Source organism: Sphingobium sp. TomTYG72, assembly GCF_055394715.1.
The window spans coordinates 2,309,199-2,322,302 of sequence record NZ_AP027336.1 but is presented as its reverse complement, the minus strand read 5'-3'; the positions used below and the strand labels follow the sequence as shown (position 1 = coordinate 2,322,302).

11 protein-coding genes and 1 tRNA gene are annotated in these 13,104 nt (G+C 62.0%); 5 read left to right on the top strand and 7 right to left on the bottom strand.

Annotated elements, in window-relative coordinates:
• Window positions 1-41 precede the first annotated feature (41 nt).
• The 4 genes from ACZ5U1_RS11555 to ACZ5U1_RS11540 form a co-directional block, all read right to left on the bottom strand.
• On the bottom strand, window positions 42-869 hold the full coding sequence (locus tag ACZ5U1_RS11555) for a DUF2182 domain-containing protein (RefSeq protein WP_464778526.1): 828 nt from the start codon (window positions 867-869) through the stop codon (window positions 42-44).
• Window positions 859-1,491, bottom strand: a complete 633-nt coding sequence (locus ACZ5U1_RS11550; protein ID WP_464778525.1) for a DUF1326 domain-containing protein — start codon at window positions 1,489-1,491, stop codon at window positions 859-861. The genes ACZ5U1_RS11555 and ACZ5U1_RS11550 overlap by 11 nt, the downstream gene beginning before the upstream one ends.
• Window positions 1,492-1,668: 177 nt before the next feature.
• Window positions 1,669-2,430, bottom strand: coding sequence for a LuxR C-terminal-related transcriptional regulator (locus ACZ5U1_RS11545; protein WP_196224954.1), 762 nt, complete (start codon window positions 2,428-2,430; stop codon window positions 1,669-1,671).
• 518 nt (window positions 2,431-2,948) lie between these two features.
• Window positions 2,949-3,503: an outer membrane protein assembly factor BamE gene (locus tag ACZ5U1_RS11540; protein WP_196224953.1), complete on the bottom strand. Its 555-nt coding sequence runs from the start codon at window positions 3,501-3,503 to the stop codon at window positions 2,949-2,951.
• 88 nt (window positions 3,504-3,591) lie between these two features.
• On the opposite strand from ACZ5U1_RS11540, the gene ACZ5U1_RS11535 reads away from it, so the two are divergent.
• Genes ACZ5U1_RS11535 through dinB form a run of 3 tightly spaced genes read left to right on the top strand, consistent with a single transcriptional unit; the run spans window position 3,592 to window position 5,770 of the window.
• Window positions 3,592-4,107, top strand: coding sequence for a ubiquinol-cytochrome C chaperone family protein (locus ACZ5U1_RS11535; protein ID WP_464778524.1), 516 nt, complete (start codon window positions 3,592-3,594; stop codon window positions 4,105-4,107).
• Window positions 4,104-4,634: a YceD family protein gene (locus ACZ5U1_RS11530; protein ID WP_464778523.1), complete on the top strand. Its 531-nt coding sequence runs from the start codon at window positions 4,104-4,106 to the stop codon at window positions 4,632-4,634. The genes ACZ5U1_RS11535 and ACZ5U1_RS11530 overlap by 4 nt, the downstream gene beginning before the upstream one ends.
• A gap of 56 nt (window positions 4,635-4,690) precedes the next feature.
• A complete protein-coding gene (dinB, locus tag ACZ5U1_RS11525; RefSeq protein ID WP_464778522.1) occupies window positions 4,691-5,770 on the top strand; it encodes a DNA polymerase IV in 1,080 nt (359 codons plus the stop codon).
• 6 nt (window positions 5,771-5,776) lie between these two features.
• On the opposite strand, the gene ACZ5U1_RS11520 is transcribed toward dinB, so the two are convergent.
• Entirely contained in the window at window positions 5,777-6,571 is a 795-nt protein-coding gene (locus ACZ5U1_RS11520) for a DUF1134 domain-containing protein (RefSeq protein ID WP_464778521.1), read from the bottom strand.
• Between the two features lie 233 nt (window positions 6,572-6,804).
• On the opposite strand from ACZ5U1_RS11520, the gene ACZ5U1_RS11515 reads away from it, so the two are divergent.
• Window positions 6,805-6,896 (top strand) — tRNA-Ser (locus ACZ5U1_RS11515).
• Window positions 6,897-6,934: 38 nt separating this feature from the next.
• Here ACZ5U1_RS11515 and ACZ5U1_RS11510 read toward each other — a convergent pair.
• Together ACZ5U1_RS11510 and ACZ5U1_RS11505 are read right to left on the bottom strand one after the other, a co-directional pair.
• Window positions 6,935-7,915: a polysaccharide deacetylase family protein gene (locus tag ACZ5U1_RS11510; RefSeq protein WP_464778520.1), complete on the bottom strand. Its 981-nt coding sequence runs from the start codon at window positions 7,913-7,915 to the stop codon at window positions 6,935-6,937.
• Between the two features lie 140 nt (window positions 7,916-8,055).
• Window positions 8,056-10,317 carry an NADP-dependent malic enzyme gene (locus ACZ5U1_RS11505; RefSeq protein WP_464778519.1) on the bottom strand — a complete coding sequence of 754 codons (2,262 nt, stop codon included), beginning with the start codon at window positions 10,315-10,317 and terminating at the stop codon, window positions 8,056-8,058.
• A 127-nt stretch (window positions 10,318-10,444) separates the two neighbouring features.
• Between ACZ5U1_RS11505 and mutS the strand changes: the two genes are divergently transcribed.
• Entirely contained in the window at window positions 10,445-13,096 is a 2,652-nt protein-coding gene (mutS, locus tag ACZ5U1_RS11500) for a DNA mismatch repair protein MutS (protein WP_464778518.1), read from the top strand.
• Window positions 13,097-13,104: the final 8 nt, after the last annotated feature.

Genomic DNA, 13,104 nt, shown 5'->3' with positions numbered 1-13,104 from the left:
TTGCTCCGGTCCGGCCCCGTTGCCGCGCGGCTCACCCGTCGTCAGCGAAGCGCGACAAACAGTGCCGCGAAAAACAGGAATGCAGCGGTCCACCGATCCAACTGCCAGCGTGGCGGCGCCATCTTCTGGGCTGCGACCAAGCATGTGAAAAATGCTATCCAGGCGAGATTCATGACGCCGCCCACAAACAGCAGCAGCATCAGCGCCCAGCAGCAGCCCAGACAATAAAGTCCATGCCGCACGCCGATCCGGAACGCGCCGCTTACACCCGGACGCCAGTAGCGATGAATGAAGATGAGCGGCGACTGGCAGTTTTCCAGACAACGATGCTTGGCGGGCGTCAATTCATAGAGAGCCGCCACCAACAGCAGGCCAGCAGCACCCATGCGGCCACCCAGAGACAAGGTCGCGGCTGACAAATAGCCACCGTGCAGCAGCAGGGCCTGTGCGCCAGCCGCGATCGCTGAAAAACTTATCCAAATGAGCAGATAAGAGCCCATGACCATAAGGCTGTGCAGCAAACGCGCATGGTGACTGGTCGCTCGATCGATCCGCGCATGCAGCAATATCATGGGCGCGGCGGAAGGAAGCATCATGGCGACCATCATGATCGACCACATGGCGAAGGCGGCGAGAAAATAGCTGGGCGACAAGGGCTGGATGGCCATGGGCATTCCGCCCATCGGCATGTCCGCCATCCCTGCCCCCGCCATGTCCGCCATCGTGGCGTCCGGCGTGGAGAGCAGCCACATCCAGGCCATCATCGCCAGCAGCAGCAGCGCCGCTCCGACGATCAGGCTGTTTCGCGACAATAGTTGATGGACAACGGAAGGGCCGCCGTCTGATGGAGGCACCGGCCTAATGGACAACGCCACTCTCGGTCAGGTGAAGCTCGGCGAACTGCGTATGGGAATCGCTGAGCTGCACATCGACCGGCCCCTGGGTTTGCGCCCAACCGCGACCGACCTCGCACATATCATATTCAAAGCCCTGGGGCAGGTTGATGCGCGCCCGATGGGCTTCTCCCGTCACCGGGTTGACGATCGGCTCGCCGCGCGCGTCGATCCAGCCTGGAACATTCAGCCGGGCGGATCGGCCGTCAATGTCCACCCGCAGGTCGATGGGCGCGAATACGGGATCGTGCACCTTGGTGTAGGTCGTGGCAAAAACCTGGAAGAAGGTGGCGCCGGGCACCGTGTCCAGCCCGCTCATGATGCGCAGCAACGCTTCCCTCTGGGCGGCGTCCGCCCGTTCATCGACGATCGGAACGGCTTCGCCCCGGCCTTCATGGATCGGTCCCGGCCAGGCGACGATCAAGCCGATGCGTAAGCCCGACAGGTCGGTGTCGTCATGATGACCCTGTTCGATGTCGATCGCGGCAACGGCCTGACAATGTCCATGCGTCGGCAGCGCATTGAACTGGCAGGGACAACCATAGGCGCAATTGCAGTGGACAAATTCCTTGCCCTTGATGGTCCAGCGCGTGGCCATGGGACCTCTCCCGCCTTGAGTCTTGGACGGGGTCAGCATAGCAGCTTTTGCTATTGTTCAACAGGCCGAAGCCCCGCCCTGCCTCGGGCTTCTGAAGGCTCCTGCGTTTGCGCGCAGGAGCTTCAGTCAGAATTTATGAGGGGGTTGACCGCAGCCCTTTTGGGGCCACGGTCCAGTTCAGGCACGGCTGAGCGGCATGGCAGCCAATTCAAGCGGCGGCAACTGTGCGGGATGGGGGATCGTCACCTCCACTGGCACTACCGGCTCTACCTCCGGCACCCGTCCACGCATTCCATGATTGGCTGCCCAGATCGCAGCCTGCGTGCGATTCTTCACGCGCAGCTTGCGCAGCACCGCCTTCACATGGACCTTCACCGTCGCCTCGCTGATATCCATTCTCTTGGAGATCACCTTGTTGGGGCATCCCATGATCAGCCAGCGCAGGATTTCCAGTTCGCGATCCGACAGGCTGGCGGCATCGACAGGCCGTTCAACCTCCAGCGCGTCCGTGAGTGTCGGCCGCGACTGCAATTCATCGGCGAGTTGCGGTGGGAGCACCCGTTCGCCCATTGCCACAAGGTGCAGCGTCGCCACCAGGCGGTCGCAGCTGATTTCCTTGATGATATAGCCCATCGCACCAAGCCGGAAGGCCTTCAGCATCGTCTGGAAATCGAACCGGTCGGATAGAACCACCAGATAAGAACAGGGGAATCGCCGTTGAAGGACGGCAACGCTGTCCGCATCAAGTTCTTCGGTTCCATTATCAACCAGAAGCAGCGACGGCCCGGTATCTTCTTCCGGCACCTCTGCCTTCTGGAGCGCTGCGGCAATATTGGGATATTGGTTAACCCGGAAATCTCGTTCAGTGAGAATCCGGCTCAGCCCTTCTCTAACAATTGCATTACCGCACAACAGACGCACATTGACTGGGTAAGCCATTGGGTATTCCCCTCATGATCCCTTCCACCTTCGTTAGCAGGCCCCAAACGAAGCGTGAAAGACCAGTTTCCAAATGCCTGCAGTGCGACCCTTTCTTTTCGTTTCAACGAGTTATGACTAGCATATTTGCGCGGCCAGAGTCCTGAACTGCTCGCGGAAATTTGGGGTTAGTGCCAGAATTCGCTAACGAACTGTTAATGCGTTATATTCTGACTTTAACCTTATGTAGTATGCCGTACGTGCAGCGCGAGATATACTACTTTAGTCTTACGGCCGACGACACTGATCAAGCATATGCCTGAGCCGTCGCCGTTGCGAGTCTCTATTTGTTAACGCGAAAAATTAATCATGTTTTCAAACGAGTCCAATGACTTGGATCGCCGGAATTTTCCGATGTCACCGATACTGGCACGCAAGCCTGCTCGAGACTCGCGGAGGCGGGGCTTTCTTGCCCCAGCCGTCAGGTAAGGCTTCGCTAAAAGGGGGCGTTAACCCCGAACAGCCTTGCTAGCCTGTCCTTAGGAACCGTTAGGACCGCCGCCGGTATTGCTGCCGCCACCGCCGCCGCCCATGCCACCGGCACCCACTGCGCCGATATTTCCGAAAATCTCATCGAACAGGCTGCGATGGCGGCCAAGGGTCGGCGTCTTGTCGCCCGCAGGCGATATCTTGGCGACCTGCTCAAGCCCCATGCGATCCACGGCAGTCACATTGCCCGCCGGGTCGAAACGGACATGCAACACGGTCTGAGCCACGGGCTTGGGATTGGAGAAGGCAAGTGCCCGCATGTCGCGCGACACATAATACCAATCCTGATCACCGAATTGCGCGGTGAAGCTGGGTCGGCCCAGCGTTCCTTCCACGGAGGCGCGGTTGTCGATGCCCGGCTGGATCGAATCGACCAGCAGCTTGTCCACCTGATAACCCTGGTGCGTCCGGATGCGGGTGCAGGCGGACGTACCGAGGACAAGCGCGCCAAGGCCGACGGCGAGCAACAGATGTCGGCTGAACTGACGCATGAACTTCTCCTGCCGGGACAGGCCCCGGGAAAACGCGAAAACCAAAGCCGCCATTGCATCGCGCGGCCCGCCGATCAATATGGAAATGCGCGACCCCCGGCAAGGGGGCCTCCGCTCAGCTCAGCCAGGAAACTGCTTCGACATGCCAAACCTCTTTCAGCGCCTGTTCGCGCGAACCGATCCCAAGGACGCGATGCAGCCGCTCTATCAAGCCATCGTCCATGAAGGGCGTCAGCCGCATTGGTATATGGAAGGCCAGGTCCCAGACACGATGGACGGCCGGTTCGACATGATCGTCGCCATCCTCGCCGAGGTGCTGATGCGGATGGAAGCACTCGGCGCGGCGCAGGAAAGCGTCTGGCTGACGGAATTGTTCGTCGATGACATGGATGGCCAGCTGCGTCAGGAAGGCGTGGGCGACGTCGTGGTGGGCAAGCATATCGGCCGGATGGTAAGCGCGCTGGGTGGCAGGCTGTCCGCCTATAAGGCGGCATTGCTGGGCGAGGCGGAACTGCGGGAAGCGCTGGAGCGCAACCTGTATCGTGGCGCGACGCCGAGCGATGATGCGATCACCCATGTGGAGGCTGGCTTGCGATCGCGCTGGGTTCGGCTTTCCGCGTTGCCGCTGGACGCTTTGCTGACCGGAGATCTTGGATGAACACCCCGGCACCCGAATTCTCTCGCCCAGTGCGCGCCGATCAGATCGCGCGACATGCGCAAGGGGTTACCATCACCGCCGACGCCCACGAGCGAGAGGCACTGGCGAAGCGATTCAATCTGCTTTCGCTCAGCCACCTTGAAGCCGATTATGCGCTGAGCGAAAAGGATAGCGGCATCGAGGCACGCGGGCGCGTCCGGGCGGAACTGGCCCAGCCCTGCGTCGCTACCGGCGTCGCCGTGCCCGAGACGATCGACACCGAATTCCTGCTGCGCTTCGTCGCGGAGCGCGGCGATGAAGGCGATGACGAAGAGCTGGAGATCGATTCGGAGGATTGCGACGTCATCGGCTTTGATGGGCAGACGATCGACATGGGGGAAGCGGTCGCCGAAACCATGGCCTTGGCCATGACGCCCTATCCCCGTTCTGCCGACGCGGACTCCTATCTGCGGGAAGCGGGCGTCCTGTCGGAAGAACAGGCCAGTCCTTTCGCTGTCCTCCAGTCCCTGAAGGACAAGAAGTCCTGACCTGACGACGCCTTCCGCGTTTCGCTTTCGTTCCTGCTGTGGCATAAACCCCTGCCATGGATTCCGGGCCGCGCAAGATCATCCATATCGACATGGATGCCTTCTATGCGTCGGTTGAACAGCGGGATGACCCGGCGTTGCGGGGCAAGCCGATCGCCGTGGGCGGCGGCGGGCCGCGAGGGGTCGTTGCCACCGCCAGCTATGAGGCTCGCACATTTGGCGTGAAATCGGCCATGCCCGGCGCGCGGGCGCGGCGGCTCTGTCCGGACCTTCTGTTCGTGAAGCCCCGTTTCGAAGTATATCGCGCCGTTTCGGCTCATGTGCGGGAGATTTTCGCCCGCTTCACCGACATCATTCAGCCGCTGTCGCTTGATGAGGCTTATCTCGATGTCACGGTGAACAAGCCGGACTTGGCCTCCGCAACGGTCATCGCCCAAGAAATCCGGCGCATGATCCACGAAGAAACGGGCCTCACCGCTTCGGCGGGCGTATCCTACAACAAGCTGATAGCCAAACTCGCTTCAGATCAGAACAAGCCGGACGGCATTTGCGTCGTGCGCCCCGGCGAAGGAGCAGGCTTCATGGCGGAGATGCCTGTTCGGCGCATCCATGGCGTGGGGCCGGTGACGGCACGCCGAATGCATGCGTTGGGGATTGAGACCGGCGCCGACCTTCGCGCGCGGGACCTGCCTTTCCTGCAGCAGCATTTCGGCAGCGCTGCGTCCTTCTATTATCGTGCCGCGCGGGGAGAGGACGACCGGCCGGTCCATGAACGGCAGGAAAGAAAATCCGTCAGTGTCGAGGATACATTTTTCGACGACCTGATAACGCAAGACGCGCTGGTCGTCGAAATAGACCGAATCTCGCAAAGCCTATGGGGCAGGATCGAGAAGAGCGGGGCCTATGGCCGCACCATCGTCCTGAAGATCAAATTCGCCGATTTCCGGATCATCACACGGTCGAAAAGCATGAGCGCCCCAGTTCGGTCGCCTGACCTCCTTGCGGAAACAGCGCGTGCCCTGCTGCTTGCCCAGCTGCCGCTACCCATGGGGGCTCGGCTGCTGGGTCTTGGCGTGCATAATCTCGACGCCGAAGAGCCGGTCGAGGGAGGCCAGCAGCTCAGCTTTGTCCTTTGAACCGGATCAGAAGGGCAGCCAGTTCCGCTTTTCCGTGAACTTCATGTAGCCAGCGTTGACGCCCAGCCGATAACCGACGCCCAAGCGGATGGGGATCAACACAACGCTGCCCCAACGCAGATAGCTGGCCGTGAAACCACCAACGAGATAGGCCGTGCCTTCGGCAGCGGGGAAGCGGTGGTAAAGGTCCTGCGTGTCGTAAAGATTATAGACCAGGACGAAGGTGTTGGCCGCATTGCCGCCCACGTCGAAGCCGATCGACGGCCCGGTCCAATAGACCTCCCGCTTGCCTTCCACCTTGTGGTTGAGCGTGCCGGACCCATAGCGCAGGCCAACGACAAATGCGCCAGATGCTTCGCGGCCGGCAATATAGGCGTTGGGACGGCCCTGATCCTTCAGAATCTTCTCGATCATGCCGGCAAGCCCCTCGGCCCCCTTGCCAAAGACGCCCTCGGCCGCCCCGATCAGGTCATCTTCCTGATAGGATTCGCTCGGGCTCAAGGCGGCAGGGGGCGAGTTGGACGTCACCGGCGCGCCCGTGGCTGTGCTGTTCGCCGCAGGAGGGGCATAATCCGGCGCCGTATTGCTGGGGGGCGGAACGCTGTGGTCGATGCCGGGGTCAGTCGGGGAGCTGTTCGCGGGCGGAACGGGCGCGAGGTCCGCGTCGATCGCGGTGTTGGGATCGACCGTGCGCACCTGCGCCGACGCAACAATTGGACTGAACGCCATACCCGCGACCGCGAACGCCATCGCACCCCGCCGCACATTGCGAGCCGCCGCACGCCTTAAAATCCCGATCATGCCTGCTACTCCCCGAATTTTCCGCTCTTCGACCAACTATCAGATTATCGGAAAGCAAGCTGAAACGACAATGAACGAACGGCAACCCGAGTCGATTCCGGGCTGGAACGAATCCTGCGGGCAAGTTTGTAAGAATTTCATGGCATACACCCGTTGCCTTGCGTGAAAGCCGCCGTTATAGCGCTTCTCGCCTAGCCGCTGTCCCGCCCCAAGCGGGTGTTCAGGCCATGTTTGGAGACGTGGGTGAGTGGCTGAAACCAACGGTTTGCTAAACCGTCGTGCTGAGAATTCGGCACCGAGGGTTCGAATCCCTCCGTCTCCGCCATAACTGTCGGCCATATAATCCATTAATCCGAGCAGGATTCAGGCCGGTATAAAGCGGCGTTCGTAGCGCCAGCTGGCCCACAACTGCTGCACCATCCGGCTCGTGGTACGAAGACGATCGGACGGAGCAAGATTGTGCGAAGAGTTCGTTTCTGTTGCCAGGCTGAGCGACAGACCACGGAAACCGGAAACGTGTAGGCCGGTCAGTTTGGCGGCCTCGGCGCAGAGAGCGGTGAAACGGCGCATCACCGCGTGATTGGGACGTTGGCGGTCGCGGGTCAGCATTTCGAAGCTGTGGGTGACGACGACGAAAGCCGCATGTTGCTCGCGCAATGCGTGACGCATCCCTGTACGCATCTCTGTCGCCGACATCGCGCAGATTTGCGCGGGGCGAAAGCCGCCGGGCCGGTCGGTGATGCCCGAAACGGGAAGTTCATTGACGCCGAAGCTGCGCGTGGGAGCGATCTGGTCGCGAGCGCCACTGATGCGGCAGCCATAGCGATGATAGGCGGGATTCACGCTGCTGTCCCATAGCATGCCAGCCTGAGCGAGGGCGCGCAGCGTATCGTCATTGGCCCCGAAATTGCCCGCCCGAAAGGCGGTGACGCAAGGCGCTCCGGCTTGCTCCAGCCATTGCCTGCCCAAGCATAGCAACGTGACCTGATCTGCCATCGAAAAGTCACCGATATTGCGACCTACCCTCCCTTCGACAGGGGAGTGGCGCGCCCAGCGGAGCCATTCACTGTGAACGTGCAGTTGCACCTCATGCCCCCGATCCACAATCGAGTTGACGATGGGCTTCAAAAACTCGGTTCCATAAACCAGCGCGGGCATCGGATCGACGAAGAACACGCCTTTGAGGCCATGCCTTTCCAGTTCGGCCATCTGCCAGCCGATGCCATAGGCCCGCCCCTGCGACTCCGCCTTGATGGACAAGCGGATATTGTCGTTCAGGCTCATGCCCCGCTCATGGAACAGTGAGGATAATTCTGTATCGACGGTGATCAGCAGGGCAGTCATTGCCAATGCCTCTACCCCACCCATGTTAAGGAGCCGTAACGCCCCTGGCTATGGCGATAGAGCGGCTATCCACTTGGGGAGGGGCAGTCGCGCCAGCACACTAGCCTCTGCCGTCAAGGCTGAGCTCCCCTGATCCACTTTTAGAGAGCCACCCCTGCCGAAGCCAGTACCGCCAGCGTCAGCAATTCGGACGCGTTGGATGCCATGGTCGCGATCTGCACGGATTTCTCCATGCCCACGAGCATCGGGCCGATCATCGTCGTGCCGCCCAGTTCGCGCAACAGTTTCGCGGAGATGTTGGCTGACTGCAGGCCGGGCATGACAAGGATATTGGCTGGGCCAGACAAACGGCTGAAGGGATAATTTTTCATGACGGCGGGATTAAGCGCCGCATCTGCGGTCATTTCGCCTTCATATTCGAAGTCGACATTTCGGCCGTCGAGAACCGTCAGCGCATCGCGGACATTTTCCAGATGGCCGCCCGGTGGGTTGCCGAAATTGGAGTAGGAGAGGAAGGCGACGCGCGGGTCATGACCCATGCGCCGTGCGACCGCGACAGTGCCTTCCGCGATGTCGGCCAGTTCGTTGGCGGATGGCCGTTCATTGACGGTGGTGTCGGCCAGGAACACCGTCTTGTCTTTCGACACCATGATATGGATGCCGAAAGCGGTGCGCCCCACCACCGGGTCCATGACGCGCTTCACCTCGCGCAGAGTCTGGGCGAAGGGCCGAGTCACGCCCGTGATCATCGCATCGGCATGACCCATGCTGACAAGCAGGGTGCCGAAGATATTGCGATCGCGATTGACCATGCGTTCGCAGTCGCGCCGCAGATGACCGCGCCGCTGCAACCGGCTGTAGAGCGTATCCACCATCTCGGGCACCAGAGGCGAATTGACGCTGTTATGCAGTTCGAAACTTTCAGGATCGCGGACGCCGAGCGCCTTCAGCTTGTCATAGACCTCGTTCCGGCCGACCAGAACGGGGATGCCATAGCCAAGGTCACGGAACTGGATGGCGGCACGCAGCACCACTTCTTCCTCCGCTTCGGCAAACACGACGCGCTTGGGATTGGCCTTGGCCACCTCATAGGCTGTGGTGAGGACCGAAGTGGTCGGATTCAATCGGCCTTTGAGCGACTGGCGATAGGCGGCCATGTCGGCGATCGGCTTTTGCGCGACGCCGCTTTCCATCGCCGCCTGCGCGACCGCTACCGGAACAACCTCCATCAGACGCGGGTCGAAGGGCGCCGGGATGATATAATCGGGACCGAAGCTGTGCGAACGCCCGTAAGCCTTGGCGACTTCCTCCGGCACCTGTTCGCGAGCCAGCTCGGCGATGGCATGCGCCGCCGCCACTTTCATCGGTTCGTTGATGCCCGTTGCGCGCACGTCCAGAGCGCCCCGGAAAATGAAAGGGAAGCCCAGCACATTGTTGACCTGGTTCGGATAATCCGACCGGCCGGTAGCGACGATCGCGTCCGGGCGAACTTCCAGAACCTCGGGAGGCGCGATTTCCGGATCGGGATTGGCCATGGCGAAGATGATCGGCTTTTCCGCCATTGTCTTTACCATGTTCTGCGATACCGCGCCCGCGACAGACAAGCCGAGGAACACGTCAGCACCCTTGATCGCTTCCCCCAGCGTGCGAGCGTCGGTCTTCACCGCATGCGCCGATTTCCACTGGTTCATACCCTCGGTACGACCCTGATAGATGACGCCCTTGCTGTCGCACATGATGACATTGTCGTGCGAGACGCCGATCGCCTTGATCAGTTCGGTGCAGGAAATGGAGGCCGCGCCCGCGCCATTCACCACGACCTTCATGTCCTTAAGGTCGCGCCCGGTCAGCATCGCGGCATTGATGACGCCAGCGGCGGCGATGATGGCGGTGCCATGCTGGTCGTCGTGGAAGACCGGGATGTTCATCCGCTCTTTCAGCGTCTGTTCGATGATGAAGCATTCCGGCGCCTTGATATCTTCAAGATTGATGCCGCCGAAGCTCGGCTCCATCAGTTCCACCGCATCGATGAACTTGTCGACGTCCTCAGTCTTGAGCTCGATATCGATCGAGTCCACGTCGGCGAAGCGCTTGAACAGGACCGCCTTGCCTTCCATCACCGGCTTTGATGCCAGCGCGCCCAGATTGCCAAGGCCAAGGATCGCCGTGCCGTTGGAAATGACCGCGACCAGATTGCCCTTGGCCGTATAGTCATAGGCGGTCTGCGGATCGGCAGCGATGGCGCGTACCGGCACGGCGACCCCCGGCGAATAGGCAAGGCTGAGGTCACGCTGTGTCGCCATCGGCTTGGACGCGATGATTTCGATCTTGCCCGGCCTGCCAGTCGAATGGAAGAACAGCGCCTCGCGCTCGGAAAATTCCACACTCGACTTATCAGCCATGACGCATCCGCCCCTCTATACCTAGTAAACAGGCCCTAGCGGCAAGCCCGACCTGTCGGCAAGCACGAGCGGCACGTTTTTTCACGCCCTTTCCTGAACTGCCGCTTGCGGCTATCGCCTGACGGTCATGCACAGCCCCAAGGAAAACGCCACGACCCAGCCGACGCCGATGATGGCGCAATATCTGGCGTTGAAGGCTGAGGCGCAGGATTGCCTGCTCTTCTACCGCATGGGCGACTTTTTCGAACTGTTCTTCGACGATGCAAAGGCCGCCGCAGCGACGCTGGACATCGCGCTCACCAGCCGGGGCGAACATGGTGGCGCGCCGATCCCCATGTGTGGCGTGCCCGTACATAGCGCGGAAAATTATCTGGCCCGGCTGATCAAGGCCGGACACCGGGTCGCCATCGCCGAACAGACCGAAACGCCCGCAGAGGCCAAAGCGCGGGGCAGCAAGGCGCTCGTGGCCCGTGCCATCGTACGCTATGTCACAGCGGGCACGCTGACCGAGGAAACGCTGCTCGATTCCAGGCGCGACAACATGCTGGTGGCGCTGGCCCAGACGGGCGGCGATGGCGCAGGCGAGATCGGGATAGCCGCAGCCGACATTTCCACCGGGCGTTTCGAAACGCTGACGCTGCGGACCAGCGACCTGCCCGCCGAACTGGCGCGGCTCCGACCCAGCGAGATCGTCGTGCCCGACGGCCTCGCCCTCGATCTGCCCAACGCTCACCCGTTCGATCGTGCGGCATTTTCCAGCAATCGGGCGGAGTCAGCGCTCAAGCGGTTATTTGGCGTGGCTACCCTCGACGGGTTCGGCCAGTTCAGCCGGGCGGAGCTGGCCGCAATGGGCGGGCTGGTCTCCTATCTCGATCATGCCGGTAAGGGCACCCTGCCCTTTCTGGCGCCCCCCGTGCGCAAGGCGAGCGGCGCCCATGTGGCGATCGACGCGGCCACCCGGGAAAGTTTGGAGATCAGCGCGACGATGAGCGGTGCGCGCGCGGGCAGCCTGTTGGGCGCGGTGGATCGAACGGTCACGGGCGCAGGCGCCCGGCTGCTGGCGCAGGACCTGTCGGCGCCGTTGATGGACCAGGGCCTGATCGAAGCGCGGCTGGGTCTGGTACAGCTCCTCCATGACGACCCGCTGCTGCGCGATCAGTTGCGTTCCGCGCTGAGGGCATTGCCCGACGTCGGGCGAGCACTTGGACGCATCGCCGTGGGCCGGGGCAGTCCACGCGATCTGGGACAGCTGCGCGACGGGCTCAATGAAGCGCGCATGCTGCGCGAAAGACTTGGGCGATTGCCGGATCAACCGCCGCTGCTCCAGCAACTGTTGCCAGCCCTCGATGGCCACGGAGCACTGGTGGACAGCCTCTCGCGGGCACTGGTCCCCAGCCCGCCGACCGAGACGGCCAACGGCGGATATATTGCTGACGGCTACGATCCGGCTCTGGACGAACTGCGGCGGATGGCAGGCGACGGACGGCGGGCGATCGCTGCTCTGGAGGCAAGCTATCGCGAGCGCACCGGCATCGCATCGCTGAAAATTCGGCACAATGGCGTGCTTGGCTATCATGTCGAAGTGCCCGCACGCGCCGCCGATCCACTGATGCAGCCGGACAGCGGCTTCACGCATCGCCAGACGCTGGCGGGCGTGGTGCGTTTCAATTCGGTCGACCTGCATGAACAGGCCGGGCGGGTCGCGCAGGCGGGTGCCCATGCGCTGGTGGCCGAGGCCGCGCATCTGGAGGATCTTGTCGAGACCGCCCTGGCTCGCAAGGCGGAGATCGCGCTGGCCGCTGATGCGCTTGCCCGGCTCGACGTTGCCGCAGCGCTGGCGGAGCGCGCCGCCGAAGGGGGCTGGCAGCGGCCGCATTTTCTACCCCAGGAGGGCGGCGAACCGTGCCTTGAGATCATTGGCGGCCGACATCCGGTGGTCGAGGACGCGCTGCGGAAGGAAGGGCAGCCCTTCGTCGCCAACGATTGCTGTCTAGGGGCCGAAGACCGGCTCTGGCTGGTGACTGGCCCCAATATGGGCGGCAAATCCACCTTCCTGCGGCAGAATGCGCTGATTGTTATTCTGGCGCAGGCTGGCAGCTATGTGCCTGCTCAGTCGGCGACGCTGACATTGGTCGATCGGTTGTTCAGTCGCGTAGGGGCATCGGACAACCTTGCACGCGGGCGATCGACCTTCATGGTCGAGATGGTGGAAACCGCCGCTATCCTTTCGCAGGCGACCGAACGCAGCTTCGTCATTCTGGATGAAGTTGGGCGCGGCACATCCACCTATGATGGGCTGGCCCTCGCCTGGGCGGTCGTCGAGGCGGTGCATGAGGTCAACCGCTGCCGGTGCCTGTTCGCGACGCACTATCATGAACTGACACGGCTGGCCGAAACTCTCTCGTCGCTATCGCTGCATCATGTGCGCGCCCGCGAATGGAAAGGCGATCTCATCCTGCTTCATGAGGTCGCGGAGGGACCAGCTGACCGCAGCTATGGCCTCGCCGTCGCGCGGCTTGCGGGACTTCCGCCCGCTGTTCTCAAGCGGGCCAAGGATGTGCTGACCCGGCTGGAAGCGGGCCGGGCGAAGACCGGCGGCATCGCGGCGGGCCTAGACGACCTTCCCCTCTTCGCCGCCGCCGCAGCGCAGGAAGAGGAAGCGGTCGATGCCCTGCGCGCCGCGCTCGACCTGATCGATGCCGATGCTCTTTCTCCCCGTGAGGCGCTGGAGCAGCTTTATCGACTGAAACAACTGGCCGCCGCCAGCAGCGGGCACTAGATTGAGCC